The following is a 19,703-nucleotide window of genomic DNA, read 5'->3' on the forward strand; positions in this document are numbered from 1 at the left end:
CTTGCTCGTTTTCCATAACAACAGATCACTAAATGCTATACCACGTACAAGAACTTTATGGGTAACGGGATGGGTGGAGTTCCCCTCCCAAATCGGGCGGGGATACCAAAATCCCATCTTATCAGTAATCTCAAAGTTCATCGGTGAAATTTTCCGCTGCCACCACTGTAGAATCACTTACTTTCGCATGCGTGTTGTCTGGGGGACCTGCCCCAAGTGCCTTTCCATTCACATCTCGTTTGAGCGCCAAAGTGACATAATATTCAGATAATCCTGAAAGCCCCCGCCCTGTTTAGGGTTGGGGGGTGAGGTTCGTGGGCTTGCAACAAATCACCTAACACATATTCGTGATTCCGCCTACTTTTATCCTCGGTTTTACAAAAATTCTTCCGAAAAGTTCGCCTTTTTGCCTTACCACTCTAAGGCACAATAACAGGAATTCTTTGATAGATCTGGTTGCTTAAGGTTCCTATATAAAATATGTTTGGCAGTCTTGAGACTGCCTGGCAAAAAAAGGCCTTTGACCCCAATCAATGGAACCAGTTTCACCTAATGACTGTTTTATCGACTGTGGTGCGCACCTTAATATGTCGCTCCAATGCTATAAATCCGACCGATTTGTGTATCGCTTAACGCAACACCGTAAATCCGCACATCATCGAGAACACCCCGCCAATAGTATGCTGTACCTCCACTTCCTGTCCAGGTTCCAATCACTAATGATGAAGATATTGTATTGAGTGGTCCCGTTCCGACAAAGGTCGGACTGGCAATAAAGACTCCATTGACATAGAAACTCACCGTAGTGCCTCCGCTAAAGGTAGAACATAAATGCAACCAGGTGTTAATCGGCATAGTGTAATCGGCATGGGCATCATAAGCGCTTCCTATAAAAGAAATTTTTGGCGCACTAGCCTGAGTTGAAATCGCTAAGACAGATGCATTCGCTCCGGTAGTATTGCCATAACGTAATACCATATGATAAAAACCATTCGCGGGAAGTGCCGAAGGGTTGATCCAAGCGCACATGGTCCTCGGGCTTGCTCCCATTGGTAATCCGGTATCGGATGCTGAAAAATATTGGTTATTGGCATTGTAAAGATAGCCTCCATTTGCGTCGCCATCCTTGCCGACAGTCAGGACTGGCGACGCCTCAGGGGAGCCTAAGGAAATAACCACTGACCCGGAATTCACCAGGGAGCCATTGGTAAAATCTAATTGTAGCAATGGTTGAAGAGGCACAGTAACAGTAATTGATACCGCAGCTTGTCCGCTTCCGTGATCATTTGCCGCTGTGATGATATGAGTCGTCGCACCTTGCGTCCCGGTTGGTGTTCCGCTGATCGCACAAGTTGTATTGTCGATTAAAACCCCCGAAGGTAGCGAAGGATTCGAAGAACAGGACGTCACCGTTCCTGTCACAACCGGAGTGATGGCAACTATTGGAAAATTTTGCAAAAAGGTATATGAACTTACCGTATAATTTAAAGTAGGTTTTAAACCGCCATTCTTTTCGGATTGATTATCTGCCCAATTGGGGTTACAATAGACACCTTTTAGCAAACAACTCAACACTTGCGTTTCATAAAATTCACGGCTGTCAAAATCTCCAGCATTACCAAAATGCAAGGGTTGGCAGAAGGCAACAGGATACAACAAGGTGACTATAAATAATAACCTAATCTCTCTGAACCAACCCCAAGATCGGCAAAATCGAAATATCCGAATTTTCTCCATAATGGCGGAGTATAACCGAAATAGAAAGAATGGTCGTTCCGAGATATATTTCGGAACTTTTTTGTAGAGGCGTTTCGCGATTGAGCGCCAAAGTGACATAATATTCAGATAATCCTGAAAGCCCCCGCCCTGTTTAGGGTTGGGGGGTGAGGTTCGTGGGCTTGCAAAATTCCACCTAACACAAATCCAAGATTCCGCCTACCCTTATCTCTGTTTCCCAAAAAATTCTTCTAAAAAGTTCGCCTTTTTACCTTCATCACCTAAGGCCCTGTCACAGGAATCCCCTGATAAATCTGGTTGATAGAGGTTGGGCTCAGAGCCAGTCCGTAGATTCTCACGTCATCGACTCCCCCTATCCAGTAATAACCATAAGGATCCCATCCCCCGATAATGATTAGATCCGATGTAGTATTGATAGGTCCTGATGACCCTGCCAGGGAAGCCGCTCCAACTAACGAACCGTTAATGTAAAAACTCACTGTGATACTTCCGTCGAATGTCGCGCAAAAATGCGACCACGTATTTGTAGAAATGGTGTAGGGAAGAAGCGCGTCAAAACCGCTTCCAAAAAAAGCAAGATTGGCATTCTGAAAGCCCAGACCCACTGCCGTACCCGCCGAAACCAAACCGTATCGAAAGATGATTGAGTTACCCGAAGGGGCCACAGAAGGATTGATCCAGGCGCACATGGTTCTGGGATTTGCCCCCATTGGCAGACCGAGATCTCCACCTATCACCGTTGTGAAATAATCAGATCCGCCTAACGAATAAGATCCGTTAGTTCCCCCATCGAACCCAGTGCCCAAGGTGGGAGATCCGCCGGCAGTAGTTAAAGAAACTCCCTGAGTGCCCGAATCGGCAAGGGATCCATTGCTAAACTCAAATTGCACCAGAGCTGGAATAACCAGAATAACGACGGAAATGCCGATCGAAGCATTCGCACTTCCCTTCGCATTGGTGGCGGTAATCGAATAATTAGAAGTGGTTTGCAACGTGGTAGGCGTTCCGCTGATCACACAGGTAGTATTGTCAATAGTAAGTCCCGAAGGCAGAGCGGGACTTACTATACAAGATGTAACAGTTTCAGTGATCGCAGGTTGGATGGGAGAGATGGAAACATTTTGGGCGAATGAATATTGGGTAATGGAGTAACTGATCGAGAGGGTCATGGAAATGGCCGTGGCGGAATCTGATCCGCCATGTTGCGGAAAACAAGAAGAAGACTTCAAGATACAATTCCATATTTGAGTTTCTACGTATGCCCTGGTTCCCGAATCCCCCGAATTATTGAATTTTAAGTTCCCACAGGAGAAGCAGACGAATACAGACAAAAATAGAACCGCGCTTTGTTTTGCGGAAGGTTCGAATATTCTAAATCCATTGCATGCGTAGGAGTTCGCCATAGAACAATCCTAACGCAAAAAAAAAATTGGTCGTCCGGAAATATATTTCCGGACTCTTTTTCCCGAATTAAACTTGTAAGTCAAAGAAAAAACTTAACTATTGCTCAGAATGAAATCGATCCGATTGTTTCCATTGGTCTTTGCTATCCTTGCAGGTCTTTCCTGTTCGAATGCGGGAAAAGATGAAATCAATATTACGAATCGATTTGAATTCTACCGTGATTCTACACATAACTCGACATTGGCGGAAATTCGAAGCGCAAAGGATTGGCAAAAAATTTCGGATGATACTCTCTCCTTTAATTTTACAAAGGATGCAATTTGGCTTCGTGGTTCCGTTTCCGATGAAGCATTTCAATCGGGAAGGATCATCTCTTTGGAATGGAAGGCATTGGATAGCGGGATTTTGTATTTTCCCGACGAGCGAAACTCATACCGATCTTTCCAAACAGGTGATACTTTACAAAAATCTCTTTGGACTTTGCCGGAAGCCTTGGACCCAAGCTTTCAAATCCCTTCCGAAAAAACGAAGGGCTATTTGTACATTCGCCTGGAATCTAAATCGCTTATATCTTTTCCCATTCGGTCCATGGATGAAAAGACCTTTCATAACAAAATCGTTTTGGAAACTTCGATTATATGGCTCATACTCGGCTTTTGCGCAGTTATGTTCATCGTAAGCTTGTTTTACCTGTTTGCTTTCCGGCTTTATGAATTTTTTTATTATGCCGTGTATGTGCTAACAACGACTATATGGTATAATGGTCAGTTCGGAAATTCATTTCATACATTTTGGCCCGACGCAATCTGGTGGCAGAACAGATCTACTATATTTTCTCTCGCACTCGGAATCGCCGTTTCTTTTCAATTTGTAAGAATGTTTTTGGAAACAAAAACCAAGACTCCGATCACGGATAAATTTTTAATGGTTTTGGGAATCGTAGGATTTGTTTCGTCTTTATGCATTTTATTTACCAAAACAATTGTAATTTTTTCACGGATCGTAAGTGCCATCTATTTGGTATCGATCCCGATCATTCTCGTCACAGGAATACGAATCTATCTGAAGGGAGAAAAACGAATTAAGTTTTTTCTACTAAGCTGGGGAACTTATCTTTGCTCGGGTTACAGCTCCATCTTTTATTACCTTGGCATCATTCCCTATTCACTACCGGTTATATACGGATCGGTGTTTATATTTCCGATAGATTTGTTTTTTCTGTTATTCAACCTTCTTCAAAAATACCAGGCTCTCGCAGGTGAAAGAAATGAAATCCTGCATAGGCTCCTAACGACAAATAGGGCACAAGATCCGCGTTATACGAAATCAAAACTGGGTTTTGTGGACACCAATAAGTCCTTAACCCGCCTGGAAGAATGGATGCGTCAATCAAAACCCTATCTGGATGAAAAATTGGATCTTGAAAAAACTTCCCTCGCCATAGGACTGAATGTCCAACAGACTTCCGAGCTGATCAATTCGAAAATAGGTATGAGTTTTCGGGCCTATTTGAATTCCTACCGGATGGAAGACGCGAAAGAACTTTTGAAGAACAAACCTGATATGTCGGTACTTTCCATCGCATTCGCAACAGGTTTCGGATCAAAGTCTACGTTTAATAATGAATTCAAAAAATCCATCGGAATGACTCCGATTGAATATAGAAAAGACCGATCAAATGCGAAAAAAAAGGATTGAACTAGTTTGTTTCGAATTTTTCCAACATGGGAAAATAACCGTCTTTATTTTGTTTTGCGGTATTGTAACCAGGATAGATTTTGTATAATTTGAGATAAAAATGTTTTTCTTTATTCCCATCCAGATGCGATGATTCGGAATTTTTCGTATAAAAATGAAACTCGAAGTATCCGCCGGGAAATTTCAAATCCTCCGTCAACACCTTGCCCAATCGAAACCGGATGGGTTCGTTTGATTCGATGGAGTTGAAATTCGGATATTCTTCTTCGCTCTCCTCTTTCTGGATGGTGAATCTTTCCCTTGCGCCCATTTCCGTCATTTGTTTCGAACCGGGCAAAAGGATAAGAACTTTACCCTCTCTTCTGAATTCCAGATGATAAGATGTCCCCCTTTTCCGAATAATAATAGTTAGATGATAATCGGTAATTTCAGTAGAATGGGTTTTGATCGTTCCTTCCGTTTGTCCGATCAGGATTGTTTTTTCGGAAGAAGACCCGGCAACTACGAATTTGAATTTAAGACCTGTGTTAAGCAGTTCGTTCAGTTGGGGAAAATGTGCGCCCTCAGGCAAAGTCTGTGTAATTGTATTTACATCCGCCAAAATGTTTTTTTCTTTTTGGCCGGGCTTCATCAGGTTGTGACTTTTACGTAATTTTACAATCGCCAACCTTTGTAAGAGAGATACAAGAGCAAGCAGTACCACTAAAAATACCAAAATGAAAACCCAAGTCTCATACGCATTGGCTTTGTCTTCCAATGATTTGATTTGTTCTATGGAATACGGATTGATTAGCTGTAGAAAAATCATTTTATACCCCGAACAAGTAGGTGCATATAATTATCATCGGCTCGGATCATAGGAAAAAAAACTATTCTCCCGGGAAAAGAGATCGACTTACGGTCCGGCTATAATCCGATTCCCAGTGATGTTTTCTTTATTAAAATATTCATCTTCCCTATTCATTTTAATAAGTTTGGTATCTCCCCTTCTCTCGCAAGGCCATTGGGAAGGAACTCTTCCCGAAAAGAAGGAAAATACCGATTACAAAGTATTTGCAGAAAATGTGAATATTCGAAAAGAGCCGAGTTTAAAAGCGGATGTAGTGACAAAGCTCCAACCGGGGAGCCCAGTAAAAGTACTAAAGAAAATAAATACGGTGCTCGCACAAGGAAAGGTCAAAGAGTATTGGTACAAAGTAAAGGTAGGGAAAGAAGAAGGTTATGTTTGGGGAGGCCTTCTTTCCGATTACCACCTTACATTGGGTAAATATGAAATTCTGGTTCGAAACCTGGGAGTAACATCGGAAGTTTTGGAAATCAAAGCTATTTTGGATTCCAAGCTGATATCCAGTTTGAAGTTGGACCCAGGACCGGTGAGTAACGAATCCTGGGGACATGAATTTTACAATACCGATTCCTTCAAGCCTAGCCCGGGAGAGATGTTCAGTCTTCGTTATTTAGTATATTCGGAAATAGAATATGGATTTCCAAATGAAACATTCATCACCTTAAAAGACGGCAAACTTGCATCCCATTTTTCCCGGGTTCCGGGAATGTGTGATCCTCCTTCCTGCGCGGAATCCTGGCTTGTTTTTCCGGAAGAAACTTTAAACGCCGATTCCGAGATAAAAAGAAAGGTCTACAAAGGGAAACCGAATACGATTCGGGAGATCACAAGACATTATGATATAGACGATATCTCCGCCCAAGAATACTACGAAAGAGAGTATCTTTGGAATGGGAAAACATTTAAGGAAAAGGAACAAACACAAAAATGAAATCTAAAGCACTTATCATTTCGATCATTCTTATATTCACACTTCCCTGTTTTGCCTGGAGTAACCATGCAGGTCTTACTTATATTATTTTAAAAAATTATTGGAAAACATCTCCTCCGGCAAATGTAAAAGCGGAGAGCCTAGCTAATTTTTTAAACAAAGAAAAAGAAGGGATCAAAGCCGTTTTGTCCGATGCGGACGAATACGGGGCCAAGTTGCTTCCCCATTGTCCGAAACCTGACATAAGTTTGGTGTTCCGGCCGGAGGGAATCAAAAAGAAAGAAGATTTGGTTCCTGCTTTTTTCAGAGCGTTACGTGTCTTTCCTAACCATAAACCGAGCCTATACGTTCAATCCGTCTTAAGTCCTCCTCAAACAAATCCGTCCAAAGAACTCGCAAATATCACTACCTTAAAAGACAAAGGAAGGATGGTGAATGAAAAATTTCTCTCTCTTGCCGAAGGGGCAAATATCTCTCCTTTGGATGTGGTTGCCACTGCAGTCGATGAGCCCGACTATGATTTGGATTTTTATCTATTTACCGACAACGATTCCGAGTTTGGAAAAATTTACGGGTTCGGAACACAACCCTTCGGTGATCCCAGGTTTGAGTATTCGTCGCAAGCTCCTTTTCATATGGGGTTTTTTCATGAGTCCTCAATTACCCTAACTGTTGCTAGTTTTCTAAAAAGAACATATCCCGAGTATAGAATTTATCAATTCACAAAACTTGCGGAATATGCTTTTAAAACGGGACATACTTACTGGGGTTATAGATTCAGCGGTTGGGCATTGCATTATATCCAAGACTTGACTCAACCCTATCACTCTTCCGTTCTTCCTCGGGTCGGATTCGGAAAGAGGATGGGGGTTCAGCTTTTATCTGTCATAGGAATCAATTCTCCGAAAGCAAATATGGTGGAGTATGTGGTCAATCGCCACTCGTTGATCGAAGAATACCAATACAATCTGGTCAGAGACATTCTTTTAAATAAAAAAGAAAATCATCCTGTTTACACTGCACTTTCCGTAGCACCGGAAAAGAATCTGAATGTCTGGAAAGATTTCAGTTATATAAGAGATGTAGTTTCCAAAGAAGCTTATACAACTGCGGAAGATGCGGACTTGGAGATAGAACACCTGAATATTATAAAATACGAATCTTTGTATCCCGTGGAACATCCTATCAACGGGATCATTGCAAAACTTTTAAGCAATACATCCTATCATACGAGGGTGTATGCGAAAACTTTTTTCAAACCTTAGGAAATTTCCGTTTCCGCAGCAAATCGTTCCAAGGTTTCCAATGGAATGATCTCTAACGCGCGCTTGTGGGTAGATTCCAAAAACACGAGCGGTGCAACTCCGTTTCGATAGGCTTCCAACCATCGGCTGGCGCACAAACACCATTTTTCTCCGGGTTTGACTCCTGCGAAAGAATACTCCGGATGAGGGGTCATCAAATCGTTCCCGGACGCCTTTTGTGAAATTAAAAATTCTTCCGTAGCCTGGATGCAAACCGTATGAGAACCAAAATCCTCGTCCGAAGTGTTACAACATCCGTCTCTGAAAAATCCCGTAAGCGGGTGATGGGAACAAGGTGCTAATTTGCCGCCTAAAACATTTATCGATGGGTCCATATTCATTATTTTGTATTCTTTGCTTTCTGTTCTAAAAGGGAAAGGTGTTTTTTTGGAAGTTTCTGTCCGGGGACAAATTCATTTTGATTATTATTTTCCCGAATTTGTTCCACAATATTGGAAAATCCCAGTTTCGTTGCATTTATCATTTGTTTGCTGTTATAGTAGGTTCCCGCAATTTCGGAAACCACCTAGGTATGATTGTAGCGCGACAACATATGAAAACTATAAAGTCATCAGTTCTTATAAAGGAGGATGGGAGGAGGCACATTTCATACCAGACATCTCAAAGAATACGAGCTAAGAAGTTCGGCGAATCCTGGTTGGGAACTTCCAGAGCGCACAGATCCTATTCATCAAGTGTAAATAGCTTTTTAGGTTATGGATCAGCTAGTGGGCGTTTTGCTCCCAAATAAATCCGTTTCTATTTTATATTATCTTTTGCCTTGCTATTTTCCATTTCCAATTCAGGATTGTCGAAAAATTCAAGGTGACCAAAATGAAAACAAAATGCTTAATTTTATTTGTAGTGATTAGTATGTCAAACTGCGTTCTGTTGAATCCGGTAGGACTCAACATAGATCGTGAAAAAGGCAGCGAAGCGGCGTCTCGCATTCGTGAAGCTGCGATTACAATTGATCTAATCAACACACTTGCAGCTACAGGTGGAAGAGCTGCGGGGATCAGTATACTAAGTTTGATCGCAGATGATATCGCAGGCATTGATGCGGCAAAATACTACGTGAAGTCCGACGTGGATACTTGCGTAAATGATATCAAAGGTCTCACAGGATTTGTATTGGGCTCCACAATCGCAAATCTCATCTCCTGCAAAAATTTAAAAACAGACGGCTATCTTACAGGAGATCCTCTTCCGAAACTCTAAACTTTCCAAAATGTAAAGGCTCTTAGTCTTACCCAAGGGCCTTTACATTCACTTCTACTTTTCTCTTAGCTCCCAAACCGTGATAGATAGCCAAACTGACAAGCGCACACACTGCCATCGGTGCAGCCATAGGCAAAGCACTGTCAATATGAAAGTATCCTACTCCCGCAGTCGCTACGGAACCGATAAACATTTGTAAAAATCCTAAAAATGCGGAAGCGCTTCCCACATTGGATGTGAAATGTTGCAAGGCGAGAGCATTGGCATTGGGAGGAATACATCCTGCAAAAAACAAAAAGAAATACAATGGCGCCAAATAAAAGTAAGGTGAAACTGACAAAAGAAATACCGATCCGAGTAACAAAACCCCCGACACCGCCAAACAAAAAGAAGCGGTGGAAATGATTTGATCCGAAGTATATCTGGACAATAGAATCCGACCTACTTGACTACCCAAAAGAAATCCCGAAGTGTTGACGGCAAAAACAATTCCGAACTGGCCGGGGGTAAATCCCATCAAATGGATGATTACAAAAGGCGAACCTGCAACGTAACAAAATAATCCCGCCAATGTGAAACTACCAGCTAACGCATATCTTAAAAAAATTCTATCTTTAGAAACAAAAATATATTTTCCCAAAATGACATTCGGCTTTAAAGATACGCTTGTATCGGGACCGACTACAGTCGGAAGAAAGGCGACGACCCAGAAAAAAAGCATCACCGAAAACAAAGCGAGTACAAGAAAAATAAACTGCCATCCGAAGGACGCAACAAATATACCTCCAAGGGTCGGAGCGACCATCGGCGCCACTCCCATGATCAGGATCAAAAGAGAAAACACTCTCGCCGTTCGGTCCGCAGGGAAAACATCTCTGACGATTGTATTTGCCGCAACCATCCCCACACAACCACCTAACCCTTGCAAAAGTCTGATCCAGATAAGAGAATCTATATTAGGAGCGACAGAACATCCGATTGATGCGAGTGCGTAAAGAAAAATTCCGACGAGGAGAGGTTTCTTTCTGCCGAAACGGTCAATCAGCGGGCCATAAAACAATTGGCCGACTGCAATCCCTGCAAAATAGAAAGTTAAGGAAAGTTCCACCTTGGCGATATCCGTCTTAAAATATTCCGTAATCGCAGGAAAGCTGGGCAAATACATATCAATCGAAAAGGGAGCAATTGCTGTCAATGCCCCCAAAAGAAAGATCAAAAGGGTTTCTTGTTTTTTGGTAAGTTCTTTCATACTTTGTGTTTTATCAGTTTCAAATTCCCCAACCGGTGTGGTTTCATTCCTTATGTTAGGAATGGAATGGATAATCGGTATAACCTTCCGAACCCTTTGCATAAATAGTAGCACTATTCAGTTCATTCAAAGGAAGATTTTCCTTAAAACGTCTCACTAGATCCGGGTTTGATATAAAAAATGTTCCGAAAGCCACAGCATCTGATTTTCCGTTCGTAATAAAATCCGTCGCAGTTTCTTTTGTGAATTTTTCGTTTGCGATGTAAATACCACCAAACTGTTGTTTTATTTCATTACCGAAATGCCCGTCCCCCACATAATCGCGGGTACAGATAAATGCGACTTTTCGTTTATTCAATTCTTTTGCCACATAAGAAAATGTTTCCTTGATACGGGAGTCTCCCATGGAATGAGCATCTCCCTTAGGAGCAAGATGAACACCGACTCTTCCGGCTCCCCAAACGGATACGACCGCATCCACTACTTCCAAAAGCAGTCTGGCTCTATTTTCCAAAGTGCCGCCGTATATATCGGTTCTATGATTGGAAACATCTTGCAAAAACTGATCCAACAGATAACCGTTGGCACCGTGGATTTCCACTCCGTCAAAACCAGCTAACTTTGCATTGTCGGCACCTTTACGGTACAACTCGATGATTTCCGAAATTTCATCCAATTCCAAAGCCCGAGGGGTTTCGTATTTTTTCTTAGGACGAATGTGACTTAGATAACCTTCCGGAGCGATGGCACTGGGAGCAACTGGAGATCTTCCATCCAAATAAACCGGATCGGAAATTCTCCCTACATGCCAAAGCTGGAGTAGTATCTTTCCCCCCTTAGCATGAACAGCGTCCGTGATTTTTTTCCAAGCTTGCGTTTGTTCCTCGGACCAAATTCCCGGAGTATCGGGATAACCGACTCCCATAGGAGTCACTGAGGTAGCTTCCGTAATGATCATTCCTGCAGAAGCTCTTTGCGAATAATACTCAGCCATAAGGGAATTGGGGATTCTATTGTCTTCGGCCCGACAGCGAGTCATGGGGGCCATAATGATTCGATTGGAAAGTTCCAATTCTCCGATTTTAACGGGATCAAATAATGTAGTCATTCTTAAGTCCAAACCTTAGTTCAATACTTCAATATTATTGAAATAATGAACTAATACAAAAAAAATAACCAGGGAGATTTCCACAACCGGATTTTTAAGGATTTGTCATTTCTTTTTTAACGATTTAAGGAAAGGATAGGGATAAAAAAAAAGGAAGATCGAACAACAATGGCGAAGTAAGCTATGCCCCGGTTCGATCTTCCCATCAAAAGATTTGGTTGGAAAGCCTGAGGACAAAATACTATACATATATATACTTGTCAAATGATTATTCAAAAAATCCTTCTCTTTTTTTAAAATCCGTCACAGAAAACTTTCCCGATTCGTCCTCTTTGTAACAGGAGAAAATATGGAATCCAGAAAAACAGTTATCATTGCAGGAGGGGGTTATGCAGGGATCATCGCAGCAAACCGGTTGGCCAGAAAAAAGCTCCCGATCCAAATCATCTTAATAACGGCAGAAAACGAATTTCATGAAAGGATTCGCAATCACCAAGTACTTTGCGGGACTTTGGCAAAGACATATTCAACAAAATCCTTATTGCACAAAAAGGTAGAACTCAAGATCGCCAAAATCACAAAAATCAACTCCGTATCGAAAGAGGTTTTTTTGAGTGATAATAAAAAGCTGAATTATAATTATCTTATTTATGCGTTAGGTGTTCAAAAGAAAACGAATGAGGCTTTACCGGATACTTATATCTCTATTGCGGAAAAAACCGATTGCATCCGTATGGCTAGTACGTTACAGGCAATGATCAGACCGAAGATCACAATCCTAGGAGCGGGTCTCAGTGGAATTGAAACAGTAGCGGAACTTGCGGAAACATTTCCGGCAGCGGATCTTTCTTTGGTTGATTCGGGAAAACTTGGCGCGGGATTTTCAGAACCCGCTTCCGATTGGATGAAAGGTTATGTTGCAAAACATAAGATCAATCTAATGGAAGATTCCTATATTCAATCTTTCGAAACCAATTCACTGATTACAAAATCCGGCAAAAAAATAGAACATGATATATGCATTCTTTCCAACGGACTTGTAGCGTCTCCCGTCGGCGTGGAATCAGGACTGCCCGCAAATGAAATCGGTCAATTGTTAGTGAATGGGTATCTGGAATTAAATCAAACACCCGATGTATTTGTTGCGGGAGATGCAGCCAAAGTAGTTTCCGGAGACCACGATCATTTACGGATGGCATGTGCCACCGCTCTTCCTATGGGAATTTATGCCGCAGAAAGATTGGCTTATACCTTGGGGGCAAAGTCAAAGTTAGGTGAAAAAGAGTTTAAGCTTTCCTATCTGGGACGAAATGTAAGTTTGGGAAGAAAAAACGGAGTGATTCAACCTTCCTTGTCGGACGACACTCCTTACGGAAAGGTTTGGAAATCCAAAATGGCCGCCTTTATCAAGGAAACTATTTGCAAGCTCACGATACTTTCCTTTAGATTGGAAAAATATGCGGACGTTTATGTATGGAAAGGTTAGATCAATTTTTAGAACATAAAGGTCTGGTATTCGGGATCGCCTATCGCATGACAGGTTCTTTTACGGATGCGGAAGACATTGTACAAGAAACCTTCCTTAGATGGTCCAAGGCGAAAGACCAATTGATCCGTTCTCCCAAAGCGTTTCTTTCCACAATCGCCACAAGACTTTCTCTGGATACGATCAGAAAGACCAAAAGAAAAAAAGAAACCTATATCGGTCCTTGGCTTCCCGAACCGATCCCTACGAACAGTGAAGAAGAAATAGATCCGGATACTCTGGATCTTGCTTTCCTCCATCTATTGGAAAAATTAAACCCAGTGGAAAGAGCTGTCTTTCTGTTACGCGAATCCTTTTCTTTGGATTATGAAATCATTTCGAAATCGGTAGGCAAAAAACAGGATGCCTGCAGACAAATTTTAAAACGGGCAAAAGAAAATCTTCGTTCCGAAAAAAAGAAATTCAGCCCGAGCCTCGAATCCAAAAATGTATTGATTCATAAATTTTTACTGGCTTCCTCGCAAGGCGATCCGGAACTGATTTTGCCTTTGTTAAGAGAAGACATAGTGGTTTGGAGCGACGGGGGAGGAAAATTACACGCAGCAAGAATTCCTATCACGGGAAAACCAAGAGTCGCGGCATTTTTAATCAAAACCAGAACACATAAACATTATAAAAATGTGGAATACTACCTAACCCGATCCAACAGTACAAATTGTATCATTGCATATCAAAAAAATCAGGCGATCGCTCTGCGTTCCTTTACAGTAGAGGAAAAAGGAATCTCAAAAATCCATACAATTCTAAATCCGGAAAAACTAAAAGCATTCGAAAACAAACAAGGGTTAATTGATGATGGGAAATTGATTCCGTTGAGTCTTTTTCTTTTGTTTCCCAAAAAGAACTTTTTCGGAAAACCGATTCCCGTTTGGGCCAAACCTCTGGCCAATGTAATCAAATGGATATTTGCCTGATTTTAGTTTTTACCTACTTCAAAGTTCAAAGTTTTACGAAGTTGGTCATCTACTTTGACTTCGGCCTTCCAGTTGCCTTGAAAATAAGGAGACTTTACAAGTTCAAAGTATTTTCCTTCAAACACGGTATCCAATCTTGATTTCCATTCCAACATAAACGGCCGAACAGCTCCGTCCAATTTTGTCACGGATACTTCTATCTTATGTTCTCCCGGTTGGATGAAATCCAAAGACACGATCACGGACTCACCCAATTTGAAATTTTCCGAACCACAGGCAGTTCTTTCACCCTTAAGACTCAACTTGCAAAGTACGATGTCCTCGTCTAAAATAAAATCTGTGGGTCTCGGCTCGCCCGGTTTCGGTTTCCAATAAACGAAATATTCCTTAAGGGTATCTCTTTCCCCGTTTTGTGTTCTGAACACGGTCGGAACCGTAGTGACTTCGAACTTTTTGTTCGGCTTATGCACTTCAAAATGCAAATGAGGACCTTGCGTATAACCGGTATTACCCGAATATCCGATCAGTTGTCCGCCGGAGACCTTGTCACCTACACGAACAACCACACCACCTTTGTTCAAATGGGCGTAATTGGCTATGGTGCCGTCTTCCTGCTGAATGGTGATAAAATTCGCCTTGGTCCAAAGATCAGGACGGAATCCTCCTTCCGTAAATTTACTTTCGAGAGCGACAACATAACCTTCCCTTGCCGCCAGAATAGGAGTGCCTATAGGCATTGTAAAATCAACAGCATAAGCAAACTGACCCTGATGAGTCACCTTACCATTATAAGCTTGTCCTATCCGGATTCTTTTACCGTCTTCAAAAGGAAGTTCGTAAACCGCAGTGTCATCATGAATGCTGTCCCAATCTCCCGGTCGCACTCTATATCCGAAAGAGCGATAGTGGTACTTTCCTTTTTCTTTGAAAGTAAACTTGGTGATAAAATTTTCTTCCGTTCCTTTTACCACTGTGAAAAGAGGAAACTCAAGATCGGATTCCAGATTAGTAATATTTGCTTCTATCTTAAGGGAGTTTCTGGTCCAAGGATTTGCATTCTTATTTTTAACTTTGAGCTCTATGCCGTTTTCGGTTTCCACTTCGATAATGCAAACCCATTCCCCCGCACAACTTTCAGTCCTATTGGTTTGAGAAAAAAGCCCGTTTAAAAAAAACAGATAAAAGAGTAATAAGAATGAGTTAGAGTATATGTATTTTTTCATTTTTCTTTTCTGGTTTGGAATCGCATTTTCCAAGGCATCTCCGCTTAATTTGGAAAGGATCCAAATTCCTTTCATTTTCTCCAAAATCCTCTCGTCAACCGGTATGTATATCAGTAATCAACTGATCATTTACAGTTCCGACAAATGCCGGTTTGTGGAAGGAAACATGTATATCTTTTGTTCTCCGAAAAAATCAAAGAACAAAAAGACAATGGTTATCCTCTTAATCAAGATTTCAGGAGACAATACATTTTCTTCAAATTTTAAAATCCTGGCTGACATAAATTCGGAAATAAACATTTCTATAGATTTATGAAACCTGTTTTGTATACTTTCCCAATTTCCCATTTTTCGGAAAAAGCCCGCTGGGCGCTTGACATTGCGGCTTATGATTACGAATTAAATCCTCTTGTACCGGGACAACATGTTACTTTTTTAAAACAGATCGTTTCCGATGCATACGTTCCCATTTTAAAAGACGGTGATTCCATCACCCAAGGATCGGATGCCATTCTGGATCTAGTGGATACGAAAGCATTCAACTCTCCCTCTACAGCGGAAGAGAAAGAATGGGAAACAAAAATCAATATTGAAATCGGAAAAACCTTACAAACAATCTTATACAGTTTCATATTGGATTATCCTGAAATCGTAGGAAAATTGTTTCAACTGACTCCGCCCAAAAAAGAAGACAAAGTTGTGATTCCCGAACATTTCGACCTGATCGCAATGGTGACCCGCAGAAGATACAAAATCACACCGAAGAACGTTGATATTGCAAAACAAAGTTTTTCCGACCTGGCAAAGGAAATGCAATCCATATATGCAAAATCAAAATTCTTCAACGGAACTTCTTTCGGTCGCGTAGATCTAACAATCGCTAGTTTGACATCTGCATTTGCACTTGCAGATGAATACCCCGGTTCTCCCTGGTTTCGTGCAGTGGATATGCCGGAGAGTTTTGATTCCTGGAAGGATTCCTTGGGAATAGAACCGTTATTGGAAAAGGTAAGAGAATTTTATAAAGAATTCCGAACCCAATCCAAATAATCGGGATTGCCCGAATCAATCGGCAAAGAAACGATACAAGGAACTTCATACGAATGGAGTTCCTTGATTTGCCGGATTAAAGATTCCAATTTGGATTCATTTGTTTTGAAAATCAAAACTACTTCTCTGTCTTCCTGCAGTTTGCCTTCCCAAAAATAAAAAGAAGTCATCTGAGGCAAAAGATTCGCGCACGCTGCGAGCTTATCTTCTACAATCTTCTTTGCAATCAAGCTTGCCTCATCAAAATTTCCAACGGTAACATAAACAAATCTTAAATCTTTCATTCGGATACTTTCGCTCGTTTCGCGCTTGCCCTTTCTATTGGAAAAATATCCATTGGGTCATTATGATTCGATCCTTTTTTATTATTTGTATCGTGGTCTTATTGCAAATTACACTATTCTCCCAAGGACTCAATCCTCCTGCTTTGAGTTCATCCAGCATTCTGGAACCGAACAAAAAGAAATTCCTACCGGGCTTTGCGATGGATGGTAAACTGGAAACCAGTTGGGTGGAAGGTGCAAAAGGAGATGGAATCGGAGAAACGCTTTCCATCAGTTACAAATCTCCCGTTTTGTTTCAAACTCTCGCCATATACAACGGGTTTGGTGATCCCAGACTTTGGCATACGAGCAATAGAATCAAAAAAATCAAACTCACTGCGGATGAAAATTACGAAGAAACTTTCAATTTAAAAGACTCTCTTTCCTTACAAAAATTGGAAATGAAAAAAGAAATTTCCGCAAAAGAAATCAAACTTACAATTTTGGATATTTATAAAGGAACAGGTAGAGAAGACACTGCGATCGCGGAAGTAAATTTCATCTCCGATGGAGCTCGTTCCATTCTCATTCCCCCGAAAAATACATGGGCGATCGGAAAATGGAAAACAGAATCCAATCTGGCAAGGATTACAGTTCATTCCGACGGAACCTGCGAAATGGGTTATGAAACGGCAAAAATGTTGTGCACTTGGGTGGATAAAGGTTCGTATGTTCAAGTCAGCCTGGAAGCAGAACTACCTATCACCAAGACCGACAAACTACAGTTAAGATTAAAACAAGGCGGAAACAATCCGATTGTGGAAGTAAACGGAAAACACCTGTTTATTGCAAATAAAGACGAAGTTTAATCTTAAAAAAGATTCTGCCACTCTTCCATAACCTTATGAAAAGTGGCGGAGGCATCATAATCGAGATCTTTCTTCGACTCAAAATAAAGACCGACGGTTTGGAATAATTTTCCCTTGCCGTCTCTCGGAGGAGTTGCAAAAAAAATCTCCCGCTCCGTTTCTTTTCGAAGTTTGGCAAGCCATTCCCATTCCGACCATTTTTTCAAATTGACCAAAGGCAGAAAAAGCAGAACCGACTCTTCGTCTTTCAAATTTCTTCTTTTTCTGATCTCATATAAAATCCTTCCCATCGAGTAACGAAAGTTAATCTCAGAAAAAGGCTGACATTGTACAAGTCCGTCTTTGATTTTGTATAAAAACCCATCCATCGCCGCAGGTCCGGTCGGTTTCACTTCCAAAAGCCCGAATACTGTTTTAATTGTGCGTAAACTAGATTCCAAAAAAGGCAATAGACTTTCCTCTACCCCTCTTCCCATACGAATTCCCCGAAAGGTTCCGTCTTTTTCCACGATCATTTCCGTACATCCCAGATAGATGGGGCCGTCTTCTAAAAAATCCCAAAGGGTGGAAAAATCATAAAACCTATCTCCACCTACCCACTGTTCAGCGATAATGGGATAAGAAAACAATCTTTTGGAAATCTGCTGGAGCTTCCAACCTTGGGATTGTTTTTCGATTATGATTTGATTTCTGCCCGCAAGGCCGAAAGCAGCTTTCAAAACAACGGGAGAATCCAGTTCATTCAAAAAATCAATCAGCGTTTCTTCGGAATGAATGGTCCTTGCCCAAAGCGGGGAAAGAGCTGCATCTTCTTTCCATTGAAATTGATTGAGTTTGGAATTGAGATAACGGGAGTCTTCATATGAATCAGTATCAAAATCCAAATCGTCATCAGAAAGAACATGCATCTTCCCCCATTCCGTAAGATTCAGATCACCGGAGAGTAAGTCGCCCTTAAGAACTTGGGTTCCCATTTCCCAACCGATCTCTTTCCAATCCTCTTCCAAACTGCGGGGCAATCCGGATTCGAGTAATACGAAATCCTCTTTTTTGGATAAAAAAAAGAAAAGATTCTCAAGAGAGAATCTTCTTCTAAGTGCCGGGGAATCAAATGGAAAATTTTTATCTACAAGTCTGTATTCAAATAGAGGATCTAAGGAAAATAGCCGGGACAAGGATCACCAACTAATAAATCCTTCTGATTGCAGTTGCAATTCTTTGTACATTATCCTTTGTTAGGTTAGGATATACGGGAATGCAATGCCCTCTTTGGAAAAGTCTTTCTGCATTTGGAAAATCGGATTTGTTTTCTTCCAAAACACTGTGAAGAGGTTCTTCGATCGTTCTTTGCGTTCCGATATGGATTGATTTGAAATAACGTTCTACTTCTTCATAACCTTGGTTCGTAACAATGATGGGAAATCTGTGAAAACTATCTTCGTTTGGAGAAGCAAAGTAAGTTTCAAGTCTTGAATTTTGAACGGCTTGCAAATAGGCTTGCGCAATTTTTTTCTTCCGTTCCACAATCACACCCAGTTTGGAAAGTTGTTCGATTCCGAGCGCAGCTTGGTAGTCGATCAGACTGTATTCGAATTTCGGTTCGCCGGGAATCCGTTTGGATGAATTTCCTGTTTTTAAAGAACGAATGTTGGCGGCAAGAGATGTGTCGTTTGTGGAAATCATAGCACCGTTTCCGGTAGTGATCATGTTTTCCGCAGAAAGTCCGCATAAGGAAGCTTTGCCCTGTTTTCCGATTGCAACGGTTTCCGATGTGGCTCCGATCACTTCGCTATAATCTTCCAAAACAAACGTTTCACCTAATGTATATTTGCTGATATTGATGATGGATCCGAAACTATGATCAAAGATAGCTACCTTCGCATTCGACTCTTCTCTTTTTTTTGCAAACTGCTCAGCGTCGGGATGAAACGAATTTTTACCCAAATCCACAAGAACCGGTTTTGCTTTGATCAAAAAAATCGCATCAAGTGCTGCGATCGGAGAAAAACTGGAGAGAATGACCGAATCTCCGGCCTCAACTCCCAAAGCAAGAAGAGACAGATGATAAGCCGACGTAAGAGAATTTGTGGAGACGGAAGATTTGAATTTGAATGTATGAGAAAACGACTTTTCAAATCGATCGACGATTTCGCCAGATGACAAGTGTTCATCGACGAGACATTCCAACACCCCTTTTAAATCCTCTCGGGAAAGGGTAGGTTTGTGAAATTCGATTTCCTTTTGTTTTTTTAACGGCCTTTGTAATGTTTCCGTGCTCATCCAACTATCCAACTTTTATTTATTATGTCTCTTTACACCTCTTATATCGAATTATGTCA

18 protein-coding genes are annotated in these 19,703 nt (G+C 41.3%); 8 read left to right on the forward strand and 10 right to left on the reverse strand.

Annotated features, from left to right (window positions below; translation table 11 throughout):
• Positions 1 to 582: 582 nt before the first annotated feature.
• Entirely contained in the window at positions 583 to 1,836 is a 1,254-nt protein-coding gene (locus tag EHS11_RS20050; RefSeq protein ID WP_246047543.1) for a LamG-like jellyroll fold domain-containing protein, read from the reverse strand.
• Positions 1,837 to 1,997: 161 nt separating this feature from the next.
• Positions 1,998 to 3,140 (reverse strand): LamG-like jellyroll fold domain-containing protein, encoded by a 1,143-nt coding sequence (locus EHS11_RS02550; RefSeq protein WP_135762855.1) that lies wholly within the window; start codon positions 3,138 to 3,140, stop codon positions 1,998 to 2,000.
• 109 nt (positions 3,141 to 3,249) lie between these two features.
• Here EHS11_RS02550 and EHS11_RS02555 point away from each other — a divergent pair, with 109 nt between their 5' ends.
• On the forward strand, positions 3,250 to 4,839 hold the full coding sequence (locus tag EHS11_RS02555) for a 7TM diverse intracellular signaling domain-containing protein (protein ID WP_135762856.1): 1,590 nt from the start codon (positions 3,250 to 3,252) through the stop codon (positions 4,837 to 4,839).
• A 1-nt stretch (position 4,840) separates the two neighbouring features.
• Here EHS11_RS02555 and EHS11_RS02560 read toward each other — a convergent pair whose 3' ends face one another.
• Entirely contained in the window at positions 4,841 to 5,647 is an 807-nt protein-coding gene (locus EHS11_RS02560) for a hypothetical protein (protein ID WP_135762857.1), read from the reverse strand.
• 118 nt (positions 5,648 to 5,765) lie between these two features.
• On the opposite strand from EHS11_RS02560, the gene EHS11_RS02565 reads away from it, so the two are divergent.
• The gene (locus EHS11_RS02565) at positions 5,766 to 6,617 is read left to right on the forward strand and encodes an SH3 domain-containing protein (RefSeq protein ID WP_135762858.1); all 852 of its coding nucleotides are present in this window, start codon (positions 5,766 to 5,768) and stop codon (positions 6,615 to 6,617) included.
• Complete coding sequence (locus tag EHS11_RS02570) at positions 6,614 to 7,882, forward strand: phospholipase C/P1 nuclease family protein (RefSeq protein WP_135762859.1); 1,269 nt, start codon at positions 6,614 to 6,616, stop codon at positions 7,880 to 7,882. Before EHS11_RS02565 ends, EHS11_RS02570 begins: the two co-directional genes overlap by 4 nt.
• On the opposite strand, the gene EHS11_RS02575 is transcribed toward EHS11_RS02570, so the two are convergent.
• Positions 7,879 to 8,262 (reverse strand): DUF2237 family protein, encoded by a 384-nt coding sequence (locus EHS11_RS02575; RefSeq protein WP_135762860.1) that lies wholly within the window; start codon positions 8,260 to 8,262, stop codon positions 7,879 to 7,881. The genes EHS11_RS02570 and EHS11_RS02575 overlap by 4 nt on opposite strands.
• A gap of 493 nt (positions 8,263 to 8,755) precedes the next feature.
• Here EHS11_RS02575 and EHS11_RS02580 point away from each other — a divergent pair, with 493 nt between their 5' ends.
• Positions 8,756 to 9,142, forward strand: a complete 387-nt coding sequence (locus EHS11_RS02580) for a TIGR04452 family lipoprotein (protein WP_135762861.1) — start codon at positions 8,756 to 8,758, stop codon at positions 9,140 to 9,142.
• A 28-nt stretch (positions 9,143 to 9,170) separates the two neighbouring features.
• Here EHS11_RS02580 and EHS11_RS02585 read toward each other — a convergent pair whose 3' ends face one another.
• Positions 9,171 to 10,391: a multidrug effflux MFS transporter gene (locus EHS11_RS02585; RefSeq protein WP_135762862.1), complete on the reverse strand. Its 1,221-nt coding sequence runs from the start codon at positions 10,389 to 10,391 to the stop codon at positions 9,171 to 9,173.
• Positions 10,392 to 10,446: 55 nt separating this feature from the next.
• Positions 10,447 to 11,499, reverse strand: a complete 1,053-nt coding sequence (locus EHS11_RS02590) for an alkene reductase (RefSeq protein WP_135762863.1) — start codon at positions 11,497 to 11,499, stop codon at positions 10,447 to 10,449.
• Positions 11,500 to 11,848: 349 nt separating this feature from the next.
• Between EHS11_RS02590 and EHS11_RS02595 the strand changes: the two genes are divergently transcribed.
• Both EHS11_RS02595 and EHS11_RS02600 read left to right on the forward strand, forming a co-directional pair.
• Positions 11,849 to 12,985 (forward strand): NAD(P)/FAD-dependent oxidoreductase, encoded by a 1,137-nt coding sequence (locus tag EHS11_RS02595; RefSeq protein ID WP_135762864.1) that lies wholly within the window; start codon positions 11,849 to 11,851, stop codon positions 12,983 to 12,985.
• Positions 12,973 to 13,959 (forward strand): sigma-70 family RNA polymerase sigma factor, encoded by a 987-nt coding sequence (locus tag EHS11_RS02600; RefSeq protein WP_135762865.1) that lies wholly within the window; start codon positions 12,973 to 12,975, stop codon positions 13,957 to 13,959. Before EHS11_RS02595 ends, EHS11_RS02600 begins: the two co-directional genes overlap by 13 nt.
• A gap of 2 nt (positions 13,960 to 13,961) precedes the next feature.
• Here EHS11_RS02600 and EHS11_RS02605 read toward each other — a convergent pair whose 3' ends face one another.
• A complete protein-coding gene (locus tag EHS11_RS02605; protein WP_246047546.1) occupies positions 13,962 to 15,257 on the reverse strand; it encodes a M23 family metallopeptidase in 1,296 nt (431 codons plus the stop codon).
• Between the two features lie 237 nt (positions 15,258 to 15,494).
• On the opposite strand from EHS11_RS02605, the gene EHS11_RS02610 reads away from it, so the two are divergent.
• Positions 15,495 to 16,232 (forward strand): glutathione S-transferase N-terminal domain-containing protein, encoded by a 738-nt coding sequence (locus tag EHS11_RS02610; RefSeq protein WP_135762866.1) that lies wholly within the window; start codon positions 15,495 to 15,497, stop codon positions 16,230 to 16,232.
• On the opposite strand, the gene cutA is transcribed toward EHS11_RS02610, so the two are convergent.
• Positions 16,202 to 16,516 (reverse strand): divalent-cation tolerance protein CutA, encoded by a 315-nt coding sequence (gene cutA / locus EHS11_RS02615; RefSeq protein ID WP_135762867.1) that lies wholly within the window; start codon positions 16,514 to 16,516, stop codon positions 16,202 to 16,204. The genes EHS11_RS02610 and cutA overlap by 31 nt on opposite strands.
• A 62-nt stretch (positions 16,517 to 16,578) precedes the next feature.
• Between cutA and EHS11_RS02620 the strand changes: the two genes are divergently transcribed.
• The gene (locus EHS11_RS02620; RefSeq protein ID WP_135762868.1) at positions 16,579 to 17,364 is read left to right on the forward strand and encodes an NADase-type glycan-binding domain-containing protein; all 786 of its coding nucleotides are present in this window, start codon (positions 16,579 to 16,581) and stop codon (positions 17,362 to 17,364) included.
• 2 nt (positions 17,365 to 17,366) lie between these two features.
• Here the strand turns inward: EHS11_RS02620 and EHS11_RS02625 are convergent, their stop codons facing one another.
• Together EHS11_RS02625 and EHS11_RS02630 are read right to left on the reverse strand one after the other, a co-directional pair.
• Entirely contained in the window at positions 17,367 to 18,539 is a 1,173-nt protein-coding gene (locus tag EHS11_RS02625; protein ID WP_135762869.1) for a hypothetical protein, read from the reverse strand.
• A 10-nt stretch (positions 18,540 to 18,549) separates the two neighbouring features.
• Positions 18,550 to 19,644: a DegT/DnrJ/EryC1/StrS family aminotransferase gene (locus tag EHS11_RS02630; RefSeq protein ID WP_135762870.1), complete on the reverse strand. Its 1,095-nt coding sequence runs from the start codon at positions 19,642 to 19,644 to the stop codon at positions 18,550 to 18,552.
• Positions 19,645 to 19,703 lie beyond the last annotated feature (59 nt).

The sequence above is a fragment of the Leptospira ilyithenensis genome, from assembly GCF_004771005.1.
Taxonomy (GTDB): domain Bacteria; phylum Spirochaetota; class Leptospiria; order Leptospirales; family Leptospiraceae; genus Leptospira_A; species Leptospira_A ilyithenensis.

What these genes read in the sequence shown, in the direction of transcription:
- EHS11_RS02565 (WP_135762858.1), top strand. Translation starts at nt 5,766, where the DNA reads ATGTTTTCTTTATTAAAATATTCATCTTCCCTATTCATTTTAATAAGT.
- EHS11_RS20050 (WP_246047543.1), bottom strand. Translation starts at nt 1,836, where the DNA reads ATGTCACTTTGGCGCTCAATCGCGAAACGCCTCTACAAAAAAGTTCCG.
- EHS11_RS02620 (WP_135762868.1), top strand. Translation starts at nt 16,579, where the DNA reads ATGATTCGATCCTTTTTTATTATTTGTATCGTGGTCTTATTGCAAATT.
- EHS11_RS02605 (WP_246047546.1), bottom strand. Translation starts at nt 15,257, where the DNA reads ATGAAAGGAATTTGGATCCTTTCCAAATTAAGCGGAGATGCCTTGGAA.
- EHS11_RS02600 (WP_135762865.1), top strand. Translation starts at nt 12,973, where the DNA reads ATGGAAAGGTTAGATCAATTTTTAGAACATAAAGGTCTGGTATTCGGG.
- EHS11_RS02580 (WP_135762861.1), top strand. Translation starts at nt 8,756, where the DNA reads ATGAAAACAAAATGCTTAATTTTATTTGTAGTGATTAGTATGTCAAAC.
- EHS11_RS02610 (WP_135762866.1), top strand. Translation starts at nt 15,495, where the DNA reads ATGAAACCTGTTTTGTATACTTTCCCAATTTCCCATTTTTCGGAAAAA.
- cutA (WP_135762867.1), bottom strand. Translation starts at nt 16,516, where the DNA reads ATGAAAGATTTAAGATTTGTTTATGTTACCGTTGGAAATTTTGATGAG.
- EHS11_RS02595 (WP_135762864.1), top strand. Translation starts at nt 11,849, where the DNA reads ATGGAATCCAGAAAAACAGTTATCATTGCAGGAGGGGGTTATGCAGGG.
- EHS11_RS02585 (WP_135762862.1), bottom strand. Translation starts at nt 10,391, where the DNA reads ATGAAAGAACTTACCAAAAAACAAGAAACCCTTTTGATCTTTCTTTTG.
- EHS11_RS02590 (WP_135762863.1), bottom strand. Translation starts at nt 11,499, where the DNA reads ATGACTACATTATTTGATCCCGTTAAAATCGGAGAATTGGAACTTTCC.
- EHS11_RS02570 (WP_135762859.1), top strand. Translation starts at nt 6,614, where the DNA reads ATGAAATCTAAAGCACTTATCATTTCGATCATTCTTATATTCACACTT.
- EHS11_RS02575 (WP_135762860.1), bottom strand. Translation starts at nt 8,262, where the DNA reads ATGAATATGGACCCATCGATAAATGTTTTAGGCGGCAAATTAGCACCT.
- EHS11_RS02555 (WP_135762856.1), top strand. Translation starts at nt 3,250, where the DNA reads ATGAAATCGATCCGATTGTTTCCATTGGTCTTTGCTATCCTTGCAGGT.
- EHS11_RS02630 (WP_135762870.1), bottom strand. Translation starts at nt 19,644, where the DNA reads ATGAGCACGGAAACATTACAAAGGCCGTTAAAAAAACAAAAGGAAATC.
- EHS11_RS02560 (WP_135762857.1), bottom strand. Translation starts at nt 5,647, where the DNA reads ATGATTTTTCTACAGCTAATCAATCCGTATTCCATAGAACAAATCAAA.
- EHS11_RS02550 (WP_135762855.1), bottom strand. Translation starts at nt 3,140, where the DNA reads ATGGCGAACTCCTACGCATGCAATGGATTTAGAATATTCGAACCTTCC.